This window comes from Streptococcus infantis (genome assembly GCF_047460405.1).
Classification (GTDB): Bacteria; Bacillota; Bacilli; order Lactobacillales; family Streptococcaceae; genus Streptococcus; species Streptococcus infantis_Q.
Window position 1 is genome coordinate 123,763 of the sequence record NZ_JASHGH010000003.1, and the last position, 16,659, is coordinate 140,421.

A 16,659-nucleotide genomic window follows, 5' to 3' on the forward strand; every position below is an offset into this window, starting at 1 on the left:
CCTCTTATCTTTCTTCATAGTTTATTGTCGTTTCGGACAAGGCTTTTAAGTTCTCTAGCCTAGTTATATACAACCACCATGGCTGGGCGTAGGATGCGGTCATGGAGTTTATAGCCTTTTTGGAAGACTTGTGCGATGGTGTCTGCTGGATGCTCGTCATCTGCTGGGACTGTTTGAATTGCCATATGGTAGTTATGGTCAAATTCTCCATCTGCTGGAATTTCTTCAATTCCTTCTTCTTTCAGAGCATGTACCAAACTTTCTTGGACCATTTCCAAGCCCTTTTTCACATCATCCGTCAAACCTTCAACAGCAAGGGCACGTTCTAGGTTATCCAGTGATGGTAAGATTGCTTTTGCCAAATCTTGGCTGCGATAACGTTGCAAGAGTTGACGCTCTTCATTGGCACGGCGCTGAATGTTTTGCATTTCTGCATGAGCACGAAGGTATTTATTTTCAAATTCTTCGGCACGTTCATTGGCCAAGTCCAATTCAGACTTCTCAGGAGTTGTTTCTTCAGCTGTTTCCACAACTTCCTCTTCTTTTACTTCTTCATTTTTTATATCTTGGGCCATTTTCGCCTCCTTTAATGATTTCAATCTTAATTCACTTCATAGTGATTGCTGCTGAGATAGCGGTAAAAATCCGTCAACTTCATGGTCAAAACTCGATTGACAACGTTGAGTTGATTAACCAATTGTTGATAATCCAGATTTACTGGACCAATAATCGCCAGAATTCCAAACCCACGATAGGGAATCAGGAACTTACTGCTAATCACTGCTAGATCAGCTAAGCAGGATTCTTGGCTATCCGCAACTCGGACACTTCGCATCTGGTCGCCAATCAGATTCTCTCGAATTTCCAAAGCTACCTTTTGTGGCTGATCAAAAAATTGATAGGCCGCTAAATTAGCGAAATTCAGAAGATTGACTTTCCCAGAAACCACGATATTTTCATTGAACATTTCTTTAAAGATATGTTCAACGAGGTCCATAACATTGTCCGTTGTTGTGAAGTAACGTTGAATAATCTGCGGGATCTCTGTCCGAATCTTGTAGTGAATATCCAAAACAGTTTGATCCAGGAAACGCTCTTGAATCATGGTCTTGAGGCGATTTAAATCCTCCTGCAAGAAATTTCTCGGAATCAAAAACTGACTGGTAACTGTTCTAGACTCATCAAGCGTAAAAACTGCCAGTGCTGTATGTTGTCCGAGGACAACGATATCAAAAGCTGTTAGCTTCTGCCTACTTGGTTCGACATCCAGTGCTACAACCGTACAACCACTCAAGTCTGACAAGATTTTCGTTGCCTCTTGAAGGATATCCTCAAGCTTGAAGAACTCCTGATCAAAGGCTTTTACAATCTCATAAACTTGATTTTCAGCTAAACGGTCAAAGGATAGGGAGTGTTTGACATAGTATTGAAATCCAGCCACACTGGGCATCCGACCACTGGAAGTATGAGCCTTTTCAAGCAAACCTTGCTTTTCTAGAGCTGCCATATCATTTCGAATGGTAGCACTACTAGAGTTGATAGACTCTTGCAAGGCTTTGGATCCAACAGGTTCGTGCGTTTTGGTAAAGATGTCAATAATCAGATTTAAAATATTCTGCTGACGTTCTGTAACCATCTCGCTACTCCTCTCTGATAGATCTTTTTTAGCACTCGACACATCCAAGTGCTAACTTATGATTCTATTATACACCCTTAAAAGAGAATGTCAAGACAAAAACTCAAAAAATTAGCACTCTTTTGCCAAGAGTGCTAAAAATCAGTCTGAGGACCTAGAAACTATTGTCAATCAACCAGATATTTCCGTTTAAGTCTGTAAAAACTATAGATTAGATAAGTAATCATAAGAGCATATAGGGCAAAAATAAGGAAGAAAGAATGAGAGAGGCTTTCGCGAAACAGACTCATACAAACAACTAGACCTCCAGAGATAGAAACTATCGATGTACGAAGTCCAGATTTCACAACATCCCATCGAAGATGATTGTTCATGAAAGATTGATCATTTAAATCTACATCACAAGTTGCTTTTCGAAAAACAGAATAAGAACAATTTCCCACAAATTCCCATCCTCTATCCTTAATTCTTTGTAAATCTAGCTCATTTTTTCTAAGGTAGCTAGTATTCCATACACAGTAAACCACATCATCTGGTTGGCATTGCTCAAAATAGAAAAAGCCAAAACGGTTCGCTTTATATTTCCAACCTTTCAAATGCATCTCATGCAAATAATCTTCTACCTTATCCAAATCAAAAATGGTAAACATTCGAAATTGTACTTTGCTAATCATTGTATGACCTCCAAATTAGAAAACATGCATGGTTTTATTTATCAGATAATTCTTTCCACTTTTGAAACAATCTCCAAAAAATATAAGAAATCTGAATCGCGAAAACTATCAATAAAGTACAGTCTATGATAACAATCAAAAACATTTCCCAACTGAAAGAACTACCTCCAGTGACAAACTTTGAGAAAACCGGTAGTAGAGCTAAAAAGAGAAGCAAAATAGGAAGCATCCGCATTGTTAAAATCTTCTTGACCATTGCTAACTTCCCGGCCGCGTCATTATAAATTTCAAACTCGGCATCCGACTCAATTCCAGAATGAAGCTTTCTAAAGTAGGAAAAACCATTAAAGTCTGTAATATGCTCCCAGCCACAATCTTTAAATAGTTGTAAATAGGAAACTCTCTCTGACTTTTTCATAGGATAAAAGTCCAACTGATAAATCACCTGCTCTGGTTGGCACTTTTCAAAAGTATACTTAACCGCAACTACTAAGTTAGAGTAGCTTACTTCCTTAAGTTTCCAGCCCTGAGCATGCATTCCCCTGAGATAGAGAGCCTCTCTATCATAATCCGCAATGGTACAAATCCTATAAACAACTTTCTTTTCCATCAAAACTCCTCCTGACTGTTTCTGTAGAGTCGTTCAATACGTTTCAACTCAATCTCTAAAACTTTTCTTCCTAAGTCTGTTATCTGATAGATTTTACGTTTTTCCTCTTCTCGGACAAAGGAAATCAAACCATCCTTTTCCATCTTTGACAGGGTTCCATACATAGTTCCAGGACTAATCGAAACCTGCGAATCTGTCATCTCTTTGACCTTTTGCGTAATACCATAACCATGGTTCTCCTTTTGCAGACAGAACAGAATATAAAAACCCGTTTCAGTCATAGGAAGGTAGACCCTCCTAATCTTATCTGTTAATTCCATTTAACCAGACCTCCAATTCAGTTCGATATATCGCACTTCGTTATATAAAATATATCACACCTCGATATAAAATGCAAGAAAAAAAGATCGTCCTCTCGGACAATCTTATTATTTGTTATTAGTAAAGATCTAGGTAGTTATCAACTTCCCATTGTGAAACGAAGGTTGCATAACTTGCCCATTCGATTCGTTTAGCTTCAAGGAAGCTGGTGTAGATGTGATCTCCTAGAGCAGCCTTAACCACCTCATCCTCAGTCAAAGCCTTCAAAGCGTTGTGAAGAGTTGATGGAAGGTCTGTAATACCAGCTTCCTTACGCTCTTCTGCTGTCATGATGTAGATATTTTCTTCGATAGGAGCTGGTGCTTCGATTTTGTTTTCAATACCATGCAGACCAACTTCCAACAGAACCGCCATAGCGATGTACGGATTAGCCATTGGATCCACTGAACGCAACTCAAGACGAGTTCCCATACCACGTGAAGCAGGCACGCGCACAAGTGGCGAACGGTTACGACCAGCCCAAGCAATGTAAACAGGCGCTTCATAGCCTGGAACCAAACGTTTGTATGAGTTCACTGTTGGGTTGGTAATAGCTGTAAAGTTGTAAGCGTGCTTGATCAAACCTCCAAGGAAATGATAAGCTGTTTCTGATAGTTGCATACCTTTTGGATCATTTGGATCAAAGAAAGCATTGTTCCCTTCAGCATCAAACAAGGACATATTACAGTGCATACCTGATCCAGCAATACCAAATTTTGGTTTGGCCATAAAGGTTGCGTAAAGCCCATGTTTGCGAGCAATAGTTTTAACAACAAGTTTAAAAATTTGAATCTTATCACAGGCACGGAGAACTTCATCGTACTTAAAGTCAATCTCGTGTTGTCCAACCGCAACCTCGTGGTGACTCGCTTCTACTTCAAATCCCATTTTGGTCAAGACGTTAACAATCTCACGACGAGTGTTATCGGCAAGGTCTGTAGGCGCCAAATCAAAGTAACCACCCTTGTCATTTACCTCAAGAGTTGGATCACCATTCTCATCCAGTTTAAATAGGAAGAATTCTGGTTCTGGTCCAAGGTTGAAAGACTTGAATCCAACTTCTTCCATGTGGCGAAGAGCACGTTTGAGGTTTCCACGAGGATCTCCAGCAAATGGTTCCCCTTCTGTTGTATAGACATCACAGATCAATCCTGCGACACTACCGTTCTCATCTCCCCAAGGAAAGACTGTCCAAGTGTCCAAGTCAGGGTAGAGGTACATATCTGATTCGTTGATACGAACAAACCCTTCAATAGAAGATCCATCAAACATAGCCTTGTTTGACAAGACCTTGTCTAGTTGTTCATCTGTAGCAGGAATTTCGACGTTTTTCATAGTTCCCAAAATATCTGAAAACATGAGACGGATAAAGGTTACATTTTTTTCCTTAACTTCACGACGAATATCTGCAGCTGTGATTGGCATGGTTTTTCTCCTTATATATGACGACTTGCGGTTGCCTAACCGCGACCAAAAGGTGATTGTTGAGAAGCGAAGCGACTTTGCTGGAGAACTTCATTCCGAAGCGCTCTACGCACTTCAGTTTGACTCACTGGTTTCTTAGACTTCGCCTCACGTTCAGCATATTTTTTCTTGATGGCAGCAATGTTAAGACCTTCAGAGATATAATCTTTAATCTCAAGCAATCGATCCATGTCATTCAAAGAATACATACGGCGATTGCCCTCGTTACGATCAGGCTTAATCAATTCCTGGTCTTCATAGTAACGAATTTGGCGCGCCGAAAGATCGGTCAGTTTCATAACACTGCCAATAGGGAAAACTGCCATATTGCGACGAAATTCTTTTTCCTTCATGTACACTTCCTTCTTTCTGTCTATTATAGTCTAAAAAAATTCAATCGTCAATCAATAATGTTATATCTTATAACATTATTTTTCTTTTTTCTCTAAAATACTTCGTAAACGATCAATATCGTAATTTACAAGAATTGCCACAAAAACACCCATAAATGTTTCAAAAACTCGGGCAAACACGTACAAAACAGTCTCACCATTTGGAATTGATAAGGTAATAATCAACATAGCCGCAACTCCACCGATAACACCTGCTTTATTGTTCATAGCAACATTTGTCATAATGGTTAACATGGTGCAAATTGGAACAACAAGGAGGGTTACCCAGAAGGAGCCGTGAAAAAGATTATTTAAGAGAAAGAAAATCAGGGCATAAAAACCACCGATACTATTTCCGAGAATACGAGAAGTACCAAAATGAACACTCTTGTCAAAGTCTTCTCTTAAACTAAAAACTGCAGTCAAGGCTCCAATCTGAAGTCCTTTCCAACCAAAAAAACCAAAAATCATGAGAACTAAAAAAACAGCGATCCCTGTCTTGAAAGTTCGCATCCCTAACTTAAACTTGGATTTGTCAAATCTATACTTTTTAAAATAACTCATCATTTCAACTTTCTATTTCCATTTTACCATAAATTTACCTATTTTTGAGAAGGGGATGCAATAAACTGATGGAAATAAAAAAGAGAAGGAACTTAATCCTTCTCTATCTGATGATTCCACACTCTCTTTTTAGAACAAATACATGAAAACTAAAGTCAAGAGACTAGCGAGCAAGCCCACTCCCCAGAAGAAGAAGTCGACCTTCCACTCACTCCAAGCTTGGCCTTTCCCAGAAAAGCCCCCCAACTCAAAATGGTGGTGAACTGGTGTCATACGGAAGATACGTTTTCCTCCAGTCAACTTAAAGTAGGTGACTTGCATCATAACAGATGTGGTCTCAAAAACATAGACCAAACCAATCAAGAGTAACGTCCACTCTTGGTGAAGAGCCATGGAAATAGCAGCCAACATTCCTCCAAGGGCTAGACTTCCTACGTCCCCCATAAAGACTTTAGCTGGCTTGTGGTTAAAGACAAAGAAGCCAAGAAGACCACCAATCATAGCTACAATCACTAGTAAGATATCGAGCTGATTTTGCACATAGGCAATCACTCCGTAGGCAGATAGGCTAATCACCACCGAAATACTTGCCAAGCCATCGATTCCATCAGTCAGGTTAACTGCATTTGAAAAACCGACTAACCAAAAGAGGGCAAAGAAAATATACAGAACACCTAATTGCAAGGGATAACCAAATACATTTAAGATATCTCCACCTCTTTCATAGAAGAAATAGAAGATAACTCCTCCGACCAACTGAAGCAAGAGCTTCTGTTTAGGATTAAGTCCTTCATTGATTTTGCGGAAAACCTTGAGGAAATCGTCCAAGAAACCGACCAAACCATATAAGACCAGGATAAAGAGGATCATTCCGACATTATTGGTTAATTGATTAGTCACGAGAGCAAGGACCAGACTAACTAAAACTCCTGCTAGGAGAAAGACGAGTCCTCCCATTGTTGGTGTCCCGGCTTTTGCTTGGTGTTGTTTGACATCTTCATGCATCTGTTGACCGGTAATCTGTGCTTTATGGTAAAAACGGATAAAGGCTGGAATTCCTATGACTGTTAGAATAAAGGCAATCACTCCAGCAAAGATAGAAATAAGCATTCTAATCTCCTAATGTTATTTTTATTTTCTGTAAATCTTTTAAAGCTGTATTGGCACGAACACTTTGCTTTTTAACAGTTTCTCCTGTGCCTTCAAACTCAACTTGGATATTCAGCCATTTGGCAAAGGTTTCAACATTTTTCTTAGACCAGCCATATAAGTCAGGCATCTCTTCTACCTTATCTGAAAGGAGTAAGATTTGCTGATTGGCGTCTAGATTGGTTCCTTCTGCTACAGAGCTTTCTTTGATTTTTGTTCCCGAACCGATAACAATTGGTTGTACAAGGTTACGACGGAGTTCCTCAGCTAGATCTCCAGGGCTATAATCCTTCATTTCTGGCATGGCATAACTAGTTGTAGATGTTACCTGATCCAAGCTTTTAGCTGTTGATTGAAGATTGAGTGTATCTTTCATTGCTGAAGCTCTTTCCAGAATAGGGTTGGCAAATTCTCCTAACTGTATTCCTGAGTAATGTTCTGGCTGTTGAACGGTCACATAGAGGATGAAATCTGGATTTTCAGCTGGGTGCATAGAGACAACTGAGAAAATATAGTTGGTTGAACCTTTTAGATAGCCTCCATTTTGTTCATCCGCAATCTGGGCAGTTCCTGATTTCAATGCCACATTATAGCCAGGAACGTTGATTGTTCCTTTCCCTGTACTATGATTGTACATTGTACCATAGGCAGGATCTGTACCAACCATCACCATGTGGTCTCGAGTCAAGCTAGCTGCTTCCTTGGAAACAGGATTTCCCACAACTTCCTTTTGTGACTTACGTACCGTTTGATCATTTGGGTCATAAAGGGCACTGATAAATTTAGGCTCCAACATAACCCCATCATTGGCAATAGCTGTAAAAGCTCGAAGCATCTGAGTTTGCGTAACTGAAATCCCTTGACCAAAGGAACTCATAGCAATATTAACAATATTGTCTTCAGGGAGTTGACCAGCGTATTCATCACTCATCCCAAAACGAGTCGGAACTCCAAATTTGAAACGATTGAGGTAGTCTAACCAAGTAGCATCTCCCATTTTCTGCTCAAGGAGAGTCATACCGATGTTACTAGAGTGAGCAAAACCTTGCGAGAAGGTCATCATTCCACCACTGGTCAAACCTTCATTGACATCCCAGTCTTTGATGATAGCATCCGCCACCTTTAGTTCACTGCTGTTGAAATATTCTCCACCAGGGAAGGTGTTATTATCTATAGCTGCCGCTAAGGTCATCACCTTCATAGTTGAACCCGGTTCATAGTTACTTTGGTAAAGGATATCACGCCAAACAAAATCCTCAGTAATCCCATCTTTGGTATCAGCATCAAAGGTCGGCCTTTGAGTCGTGGCCAGAATTTCTCCTGTCTTGGCGCTAACCAAGGTCGCAGTCATGTACTTGCCTTTCACTTTTTCCTGGAAGGCATCCATTTGGCTTTCCATAAAGGATTGCAAAGGACTAGATATTGTCGTGTAGACATCTTTTCCATCTACGGTTTGTTGAGTGACTTGTTCCGTACCAGGAACGATATTCCCCAAACGATCCTTTTCATAGGTAATAATACCATCTGTCCCTGCTAACAATCTATTCAAGGAGCTTTCAATACCAGATGTTCCAATAAGGCTCTTTGAACCATCTTCATTTTCATGAAGCTGGGCTAGACCAATGAAGGATGAAGCAAATTTCCCATTTGGATAACTTCGATTGGGGCTTGTAGTAAAATCTACTCCCTCAACCTTGGCAGCTTCTAGATCCTTTTTTATGGACATCATATTTGCGTAGGTAATCCCATTTCCTTTAGTACCAAAGGAAACCTGTTTGAGATTGGGTTGAGAGAGTTGATCTTTGACGTAGGTCTCCTCCATATCCAAGTACTTATGGAAAATTTCGGCTACCTTATTGTACTGAGATTCCTCAACATACAGAATATCTCCATTCGCAGACTTATAATCCTTATCAATGACCGCATAAACATTATAGGAGGTTGCATCTTCTGCAATCGGAGTTCCATTACGATCATAAATGGTTCCCCTCTTAGCAGGGACTGTTCGAGTTGTTTGATGAACCTTATAAGCTTCTTTGACCAGGTCAACACCAAACTTCTTTCCCGTACCAATAATCACCGCAAAGTTAACCAAAAAAACAGCAAAGAGAATGACAGCCAAGAGACTAAGGCTTTTTCCAACTCGTCTGCGGTTTTCTAGAGGAGTTCTGCGATTCTTAATGGCAAAGTGTACTATTTTTTCTTTCCATGTTTTCATATATTACTCCGCCGATCGGATATTTCCATTGTTTAATTGCAAGTCTTGCGAATCCGCGACACCCGCCAGACGTTCTGAGCGAATCAATTCATTGACTTCTTGCTTAGCGTCGTCCAGCTCCGTCTTTTTCTCCTCAATCTGTCTGTTGACAGTTGTCAAATCACTTTGAACTTGCAGGAGCTTGGTTTGCATATAGATCACACTGATGGCTAAGACAAGAGCTGTAATGGCAATCGAAAGGTAAAAGGCCTTCTCAACACGTGAAAATCTCTTGATACGAGCTTGCAGTAATTGGCTCGTTGTTTCTCTTTTTTCTACCATTTTATCCCCTTACTTATGAATTTTTCGAGCTACTCGTAACTTGGCTGAGTGGGAACGATTATTGGCCTCCAACTCCTCCTTGCTTGGTAGAATCGGTTTGCGAGAGACTAATTCCATCTTGGGCTTAAGATCATCTGGGATGAAAGGTAAGCCTTTTGGCACTTCTACTGTTGAAGCTTCCTTGAACAATTGCTTGGTCAAACGATCTTCCAGTGAATGAAAGGTAATGACAGAGATTCTTCCGTCCACTGCTAGTAATTCCATAGCTTGTTGGATGGACTCATCTGCAGCCCCAAGTTCATCATTGACTTCAATACGGATAGCTTGGAAAATTTGCTTGGCCGGATGACCTTTTTTCTTGAGTTCCTTGGCAGGTTTAGCAGACTTGATAATCTCGGCCAATTCTGTCGTAGTCTCAATCGGCTTCAGCTCACGCGCCTGTTCAATCTTCCGAGCGATCTGTTTGGAAAACTTGTCTTCTCCATATTTGAAAAAGATTCGCACCAAGTCATGATAGTCATAGTGATTAACAACCTCATAAGCTGTCAAGCTAGCTTCCTGATTCATCCGCATATCCAGTGGCGCATCCTTTTTATAAGAAAAACCACGCTCACGCTGATCCAACTGCGGGCTAGAAACTCCCAAGTCATAACAAATGCCATCAATTTCTTCTACACCCGCTTCCTGCAAACGTGCTTGCAAATGACGGAAGTTGTCCTTGATGAAGGTAACCATTCCTTTTTCGATATAAGGCGCCAGACGTTTTTGGGCGTTGTCAATGGCATTCTGGTCCTGGTCAAAGGCATAGAGATGCCCCTTTTCACTTAATTTACTTAATAAATACTCGCTATGGCCTGCTCCACCCAAGGTCGCATCAACGTAAATACCGTCAGGTTTTACATCAAGCATATCAATGGTTTCATGGAGCATGACCGTTACATGATGAAATTCTTTAGTCATATCTTATCTATTTTACCACAATTCTGACTAGCTTGCACTCGCTAAAGCAAAAACCTTTCCTTACTACTTTAATCTTTATATGCAAGAGGTGACTCGACAAAATAGAGGGAGTTTAAGTGATGTAGCCATCTCAGAGTCTAAGACATACTCATTACATTCTTTAAAATAAACCACACAAATAGGTATTTCTCTATTCAGATGAAAAAGCTGAGTAAATAGGGAGAGAGAACATATATTAGACTATAATACTCCATTACTAATTTTAAAAGTATCTACTTTAATCACTCCAACATTTTAAAAAACCTAATTAAATTTCCGTATTAACAGCCCTATTATTTGTTTTGACCATTTCTCTGACCTTCTGGCGTTGTTCATCAGTGAGACCCCATTTTAGTAGTTGTTTCTCAATACTAAATTCTGAGGTATTGTATTTCTTATCATACATCTCTAATAATTTATTACGAAGAATAGGCTCGCTAATCAAATGAATTTCTTTTAATAGTTCTTCTTCATTTTCTGCCTGCGTCATTTCTCCATTTAGTCTACTTATCATAGAATTAATCTTTGCTAAGGCAAAATCACCATAAATATTATCAATCAAATTTTCCTTCATGATTTCTTGTATATTTTTAGCGAAAGTATTTTGTAAAACTTTTCCTTCTGAATATCCCGTTTCTTGATTCGTTTCAATCATAATCACATTTCCTGGTTTAATGTCCGAAAGCATGTAAGGGGAATGAGTTGTGAAGATGAGTTGAATCTCCCTACCTTTTCCCTCGTCTTCCAATATTTCAGAAAGATTATCAATGAGAATTTTAATTAATCTCCTAGACCACTCTAGATGCATTCCCGATTCTAATTCATCAACTAGCAGTATAATATCCCCAGAACTTTCTTCATGCATAGATAGATACGTATAAAGCTGTGAAAATATTTCAATCAAGTTTCCTTCCCCAGTTGACATATGATAATCAGGAGTCTCTTTTAACAAATAATAATTATTAAAGCTTTTATTTAAATCATAACATAAATCACGCATTGGTCCTTTTGATTTTGTATACTGAAGTAGTCTGTCATTAAGGTCTTCAAATAATCTTCTATTATTGTTGGAGTATTTTAGCAAAATTGAAGAAGAATAATTATCAATTAAAGAACCATTTTCTCGGATTTCTTTAAAAATTTTAACTATATCAATTATGGATTCCACATAATCTTTTTTTACTTTTCTTGTTTCATCCCTTAATTCATTTTCTTCCTCCTTTACTTCATTTTGGTTTAATTCTTTTACTATATCTAAAAGCAAATTAAATCCCGACTTCTCATAATCAAAAACATCTTCTTTTAAATATTTTTCACATTTAGATAATAAAGATTCAGATAAGCATTTCTTTATAAATTCATCTTCCTCATAAAAAATATTATGTATGGACTTATATATAAAAAAACCTATGGCATTTATCCCTCTCGGAATTGAGTCGCTATAATCTTTTAAACCATAGGGGTCAATCTCCAATGAACAAGATAAAACTGAACTAACAATTTTACGATTGCTCAACCACAAATACGAATATATAAACATTGCCAATCCTTCTTGATTCAATGTTGTATGATATCCAATAGTTCCTCCTCCCTTATTTAGCAAATTAACGTATAGGATCTTTTGAGGATCATAATTATCTTCTAGAATATAATTAAAACTCCTATTCTGATTACCATCAGTATCAACAAATAGATTATTGGAAGAAATATTAAATCTTACTCGATCTTCCTGTTTTCCTAGTTCAAAAAGGGATAAATATTGATTATCAGGGTCTTGTTCGTATTTATATGGTGAGTGATTACTAATTATGTTTAAAATCGTTGTCTTTCCAGTCCCATTTATCCCAACTATTGGTGAAATATTATAAATAGACTCTCCATAAAAGTTTTCAATATAGTCTGGATTTTTATCAATTCTTAATTCATTCGTTTCAAAATCAAAATTTACTTTATATTCGTCTGAAAAATTAAAAATTTGATTTTTAAAAAGTTCATCATACTGTTTAATCACCAAAGCAATTAATTTCATTCTTCTTCTCCCACTAGTCCAATTTCTTTGCTAATATCTGTAACCATTTTTGAAAGTGGTCTATTCCCATAATTTTCTTGGTCTGTGTAATAACCAACTATCATTCTATCTATTTCAGAGTCTGAAAAATATTTACTTGAATCCGCAAATATTTGACATAAACCTGCTTTATAATCTTTATTATAAATTTCATGTTTCCATAGCAACTCTTGAACTATATCCGCATGTAGTTTGTATAGATTTCTTGTATCAATCACATATTTATCCTTCAATAATTTCTGTCTGACACTTAATTTATCCTTGCTTTCTAATTGTTTTAACTCCTCCTCCGATATGTCATCCTTGATTATAATATCAATACTTTCTGAATTATTAATAAAATCTGCAGACTTTATATTCAAAGAAAATTTCAACAATTCATCAATATCAGTTATACTTTCGTCATAGGGAGAGATATAAAATTTACTCGTACTCTTTTTATTATTACAACCATAACAAGAAGGAATTAGATTGTAAAAACATAAAGCGAATAGAGGATATTCATTCTTAGGGAAAAAATGATCCAGTTGGCTCGTATTTGCTTCTTCCGTCACATTAATAAAATTACGATTACAATATGGACAAACTGTGACACCAGTTATGCGAACTAACTCTTTTTTGTCTATTTTATTATAATGGGATTCCAACTTTTCTTTGTATCGTTCAACAATATAATCCTTCAATTTTGTATGAGATTTTTTAGTATAAATTCCATCAAACTTGTAGCTTTGCACTAAATCATTAAACGATTTTTTTGAGCTCATCATTTCAACCAAAATATCCATTTTATCCGGAAATATATCTTCAAAGTCCTTTACGAATTCAGATTTTAAATTCTTCTTAATCAAGTCGATAAATTCTCTTGTATTCTTTGTTCTATCAACAATAATCCGTATATTGTCAGTCAAATTTTTCTTTTTTCGAATTTTATCTAGATTATCATCAATCTCATATGATAATATTCTTTTCAGATTAATACTAGTACTTACTCCTCTAATATGCCCTATTTTTAGCTGCTTAATTTCCTCATCACACTTTTCTATAAAATCGTTTTTTAAATGACTATAAATATGATTAACCAAATCAGAAAATTTCTCCACATGTATTTTAAAAACCCATTCAACATCAGATGAGCTATCTATTTTTTCCTTTACGTTTAGTAAGGTAGAGTAGTCCGCCGTCATAAGTTTTAGAAAGGCTCTATCTTGTTGTGTAAAATAGTCTTCCAATCCATTGTGAGATCCAAAATTCTTAAAAATTAACATATCTAATTCGTCTTTTTCTGGTAATTTCTCATAAATATAACGACACAATTCATATACTTGTTTAGAATTGCCCTTTTTTATCGGAATCATTTTTCACCTCTAAAGCTTAGTTTAATCATAATTATACCACAAAAGACCGTTTTTACGGCCTTTTGTTTATATATTAACTATCTAAATCTGCCGAAGATTCTGTAATCACTGCTTCTAGTGCCGTCGCATTGCCATGAATATCTGATAAATTTGCGATTTTATGGTTCATGATACTCTCCTTCTGTTTGGTAATCTACACTATCTTCCGCTACTTGAGCCAACTCCACTTCTTCCTGAGGGTTCAACTTTCTTTGAACGACTTCTGCTACTGCTCTTGGTATACCAACTGCGACAATCTCATCCACACTGGCTTCCTTGATTTTTGTCAGAGATTTGAAATATTTCATCAAGTTCTGCTTACGTTTTGGACCCAGGCCTTCAATTCCATCCAATTGAGAGGAGAAGGAATTTTTCGAACGGAGTTGTCGGTGGAAGGTGATGGCAAAACGGTGTACCTCATCCTGAATGCGTTGCAGGAGGAAAAATTCCTGAGAATTGCGAGACAGCTCTACCACCTCAAGCGGATCTCCAAAGAGCAATTCATGGGTTTGGTGCTTATCATTTTTTTGCAGACCTGCAATGGGAATATCTAACCCCAACTCTTCTTGAATAACCTGCTTAGCTATATTAACCTGACCTTGTCCCCCATCAATGACGATCAAATCTGGCGGTGTCAAGCCATCACGTTGAACTCGACCATAGCGTCTGCGAATAACCTCTCGCATGCTAGCATAGTCATCTGGTCCCACAACTGTTTTTATCTTGTACTTGCGGTAATCCTTCTTGCTCGGTTTCCCATTGACAAAAACAACCATGGCAGAAACTGGACTAGTCCCCATGATATTGGAGTTGTCAAAGGACTCGATACGGACAGGTGTCGGAATTTGTAAAAGTCGCCCAAGATTTTCAATGGCCCCTTGAGTCTTTTCAACTGATTTTTCCAGAAGATTAAACTTCTGTTCTAGACTGACTCGAGCATTCTTTATAGCCAGATTGACCAGTTGCTTCTTCTCCCCACGTTGGGGCTTTAGAACCTTGGTATCCACCAAGGCCTTGACGGCTTCTTCATCGATATCCTGAGGAATCAAAATTTCATTAGGAACCAGGTGAGATTTTTCTTGATAGAATTGTCCTACATAGGTCAAGAAATCCTCATCTGGATCATTGTAGTAAGGAAAGAGATTGACATCGCGTTCAATCAACTTGCCCTGACGGACAAAGAAAACCTGAACACACATCCAGCCCTTGTCTACATAGTAGCCAAAGACATCACGATTTTGGAGATCCTTGGCCATAACCCGTTGCTTGGTCCGGAGCGTTCCAATAGCTTGAATCAAATCTCGGTACTCAGCCGCACGCTCAAATTCCATCGTCTGAGCTGCAGTAGTCATCTTTTCCTTGAGTCCATCGATAATCTTATCATCCTGACCCTTTAGAAAATCAGAGACTTCTTGGGCCATGGCTTTGAAATAGGCCTCATCCTTGTGGCAAATCGTGTGAGCCATGCACTGGCCGATATGGTAATAAAAACAAACCTTTGAGGGTGGATTAGTACACTTACGAAAAGGAAAAATCCGATCCAATAGCCGTTTGATTTCATTGGCCGCCCCCACATCCGGATAGGGTCCAAAATAGAGACCTCCGTCTTTCTTGACCTGACGTGTGATAATCAAGCGAGGATAGCGTTCATTGGTAATTTTAATGAAAGGATAGGACTTGTCGTCCTTGAGCATAATATTGTATTTAGGCTTGTTTTCCTTAATCAAGTTGATTTCCAGAAGGAGGGCCTCAATATTGGATTCCGTAACAATAAACTCAAAATCTACAATTTCAGACACCAAGGCTTCTGTTTTGGTATCATGACTCCCACGGAAATAGGACCGTACACGGTTACGTAGATTTTTAGCCTTTCCTACATAGATAATCGTACCGTTTTTATCCTTGTGAATGTAACAACCAGGGCTGGTCGGCAAGAGCTCTAGTTTTGATTTAATCAAGTTATTCATAGTTCCATTATAGCAAAAAGCCCCCTTCATTGCTTACATCAAGGAGCTCTATTTTTCGTTCGAAAATCACTTATTCTCCAGACTCATATAGTTCTTGAACTGCTTGAACATCTTGAGCCTGAATACCATAATAAGAACCTGCTGGCTGCATGACTGACACTTCATTAGTATGTTCCAAGCCAATGGCATGACCTAGCTCATGCTCTGCCGTATGCAAGATACGATCATAGGTATAGCCATAGTTTGGATTGGATAGATAATAATGATTCAAACGAACTGTTACTGAAGTAAATTGTTTAGTCAGGAGATTTGTCTGACTCTCTGCCTCACCGGCAACAGATGTGGAACCATCATTCATTTCAGTCGCAAAAATAGTTACTTGGTCAGGTTCTGTCACAAGTACAAAATTAAAAGCGCCAGTCTGATTCCAGTTGGCAATAGCTTCGGCATAAGCCTTTTGAAAGGTTGCATCCATTTGAGGATCAATATAAATTGTCGCCTGCGCTTGGGGCCATTTTACTCCTGAATCTTGATGATGATCAGTCTGAGACAAGCCTTGCAACTTACCAGTTTCTTGCCATTGATGCCAACCTGCTTGACCAACTTGAACAAGTTGCCCCGCTTGATTGAAGATACCAGATAAATCTCCCGTCACATACCAGAGAATCCCTAAAGCAATGAGAATTAAGACTACAAGAGTCCACACAAGGCGCCAGAACATGCGCCAAATCCCTAGTAACAATCGACATAGAACACGAATAATCCAGAACATGATTTCCCGCCTTTCTAAAAAAATAAGAACCCATCTTTAAGCCATGGATTCCCATTCTAAAGATAGATTCC

General features: G+C 38.3%; 16 protein-coding genes and 1 pseudogene. All 17 read right to left on the reverse strand.

The genetic code is table 11. The annotated features are described in order from the left end of the window. Positions 1 to 59 precede the first annotated feature (59 nt). The 17 genes and pseudogenes from grpE to QM928_RS02465 all read right to left on the reverse strand — a co-directional run bounded on the left by grpE (position 60) and on the right by QM928_RS02465 (position 16,588). Complete coding sequence (gene grpE / locus QM928_RS02385) at positions 60 to 575, reverse strand: nucleotide exchange factor GrpE (RefSeq protein ID WP_045763635.1); 516 nt, start codon at positions 573 to 575, stop codon at positions 60 to 62. Positions 576 to 601: 26 nt separating this feature from the next. Next, complete coding sequence (gene hrcA / locus QM928_RS02390) at positions 602 to 1,636, reverse strand: heat-inducible transcriptional repressor HrcA (RefSeq protein ID WP_414295030.1); 1,035 nt, start codon at positions 1,634 to 1,636, stop codon at positions 602 to 604. A gap of 167 nt (positions 1,637 to 1,803) precedes the next feature. Then, positions 1,804 to 2,310: a DUF2812 domain-containing protein gene (locus QM928_RS02395; protein WP_414295031.1), complete on the reverse strand. Its 507-nt coding sequence runs from the start codon at positions 2,308 to 2,310 to the stop codon at positions 1,804 to 1,806. Between the two features lie 34 nt (positions 2,311 to 2,344). Next, complete coding sequence (locus QM928_RS02400; protein WP_414295032.1) at positions 2,345 to 2,920, reverse strand: DUF2812 domain-containing protein; 576 nt, start codon at positions 2,918 to 2,920, stop codon at positions 2,345 to 2,347. After that, a complete protein-coding gene (locus QM928_RS02405; protein WP_414295033.1) occupies positions 2,920 to 3,240 on the reverse strand; it encodes a PadR family transcriptional regulator in 321 nt (106 codons plus the stop codon). The genes QM928_RS02400 and QM928_RS02405 overlap by 1 nt, the downstream gene beginning before the upstream one ends. 118 nt (positions 3,241 to 3,358) lie before the next feature. Next, a complete protein-coding gene (gene glnA, locus QM928_RS02410; protein WP_075231545.1) occupies positions 3,359 to 4,705 on the reverse strand; it encodes a type I glutamate--ammonia ligase in 1,347 nt (448 codons plus the stop codon). A 35-nt stretch (positions 4,706 to 4,740) separates the two neighbouring features. Beyond that, the gene (gene glnR, locus QM928_RS02415; protein WP_000659543.1) at positions 4,741 to 5,097 is read right to left on the reverse strand and encodes a transcriptional repressor GlnR; all 357 of its coding nucleotides are present in this window, start codon (positions 5,095 to 5,097) and stop codon (positions 4,741 to 4,743) included. 75 nt (positions 5,098 to 5,172) lie between these two features. Next, on the reverse strand, positions 5,173 to 5,700 hold the full coding sequence (locus tag QM928_RS02420) for an FUSC family protein (RefSeq protein WP_075231555.1): 528 nt from the start codon (positions 5,698 to 5,700) through the stop codon (positions 5,173 to 5,175). Between the two features lie 129 nt (positions 5,701 to 5,829). Then, positions 5,830 to 6,810 carry a phospho-N-acetylmuramoyl-pentapeptide-transferase gene (mraY, locus tag QM928_RS02425; protein WP_248034727.1) on the reverse strand — a complete coding sequence of 327 codons (981 nt, stop codon included), beginning with the start codon at positions 6,808 to 6,810 and terminating at the stop codon, positions 5,830 to 5,832. A 1-nt stretch (position 6,811) separates the two neighbouring features. Continuing rightward, positions 6,812 to 9,067, reverse strand: a complete 2,256-nt coding sequence (pbp2X, locus tag QM928_RS02430; protein WP_414295034.1) for a penicillin-binding protein PBP2X — start codon at positions 9,065 to 9,067, stop codon at positions 6,812 to 6,814. 3 nt (positions 9,068 to 9,070) lie between these two features. Then, the gene (gene ftsL / locus QM928_RS02435; RefSeq protein ID WP_414295035.1) at positions 9,071 to 9,388 is read right to left on the reverse strand and encodes a cell division protein FtsL; all 318 of its coding nucleotides are present in this window, start codon (positions 9,386 to 9,388) and stop codon (positions 9,071 to 9,073) included. A 9-nt stretch (positions 9,389 to 9,397) separates the two neighbouring features. After that, complete coding sequence (rsmH, locus tag QM928_RS02440; protein WP_075228524.1) at positions 9,398 to 10,348, reverse strand: 16S rRNA (cytosine(1402)-N(4))-methyltransferase RsmH; 951 nt, start codon at positions 10,346 to 10,348, stop codon at positions 9,398 to 9,400. A gap of 307 nt (positions 10,349 to 10,655) precedes the next feature. After that, positions 10,656 to 12,416: an AAA family ATPase gene (locus QM928_RS02445; RefSeq protein ID WP_414295036.1), complete on the reverse strand. Its 1,761-nt coding sequence runs from the start codon at positions 12,414 to 12,416 to the stop codon at positions 10,656 to 10,658. After that, on the reverse strand, positions 12,413 to 13,810 hold the full coding sequence (locus QM928_RS02450; RefSeq protein ID WP_414273301.1) for an HNH endonuclease: 1,398 nt from the start codon (positions 13,808 to 13,810) through the stop codon (positions 12,413 to 12,415). The genes QM928_RS02445 and QM928_RS02450 overlap by 4 nt, the downstream gene beginning before the upstream one ends. A 94-nt stretch (positions 13,811 to 13,904) precedes the next feature. After that, positions 13,905 to 13,979 (reverse strand): annotated as a pseudogene (locus QM928_RS02455) (phosphoesterase); the annotation flags it as partial. Further along, positions 13,969 to 15,816, reverse strand: coding sequence for an excinuclease ABC subunit UvrC (gene uvrC / locus QM928_RS02460; RefSeq protein WP_414295037.1), 1,848 nt, complete (start codon positions 15,814 to 15,816; stop codon positions 13,969 to 13,971). The pseudogene QM928_RS02455 and the gene uvrC, both read right to left, overlap by 11 nt. A gap of 70 nt (positions 15,817 to 15,886) precedes the next feature. Further along, positions 15,887 to 16,588: a M57 family metalloprotease gene (locus QM928_RS02465; RefSeq protein WP_371608189.1), complete on the reverse strand. Its 702-nt coding sequence runs from the start codon at positions 16,586 to 16,588 to the stop codon at positions 15,887 to 15,889. Between the last annotated feature and the right edge of the window lie 71 nt (positions 16,589 to 16,659).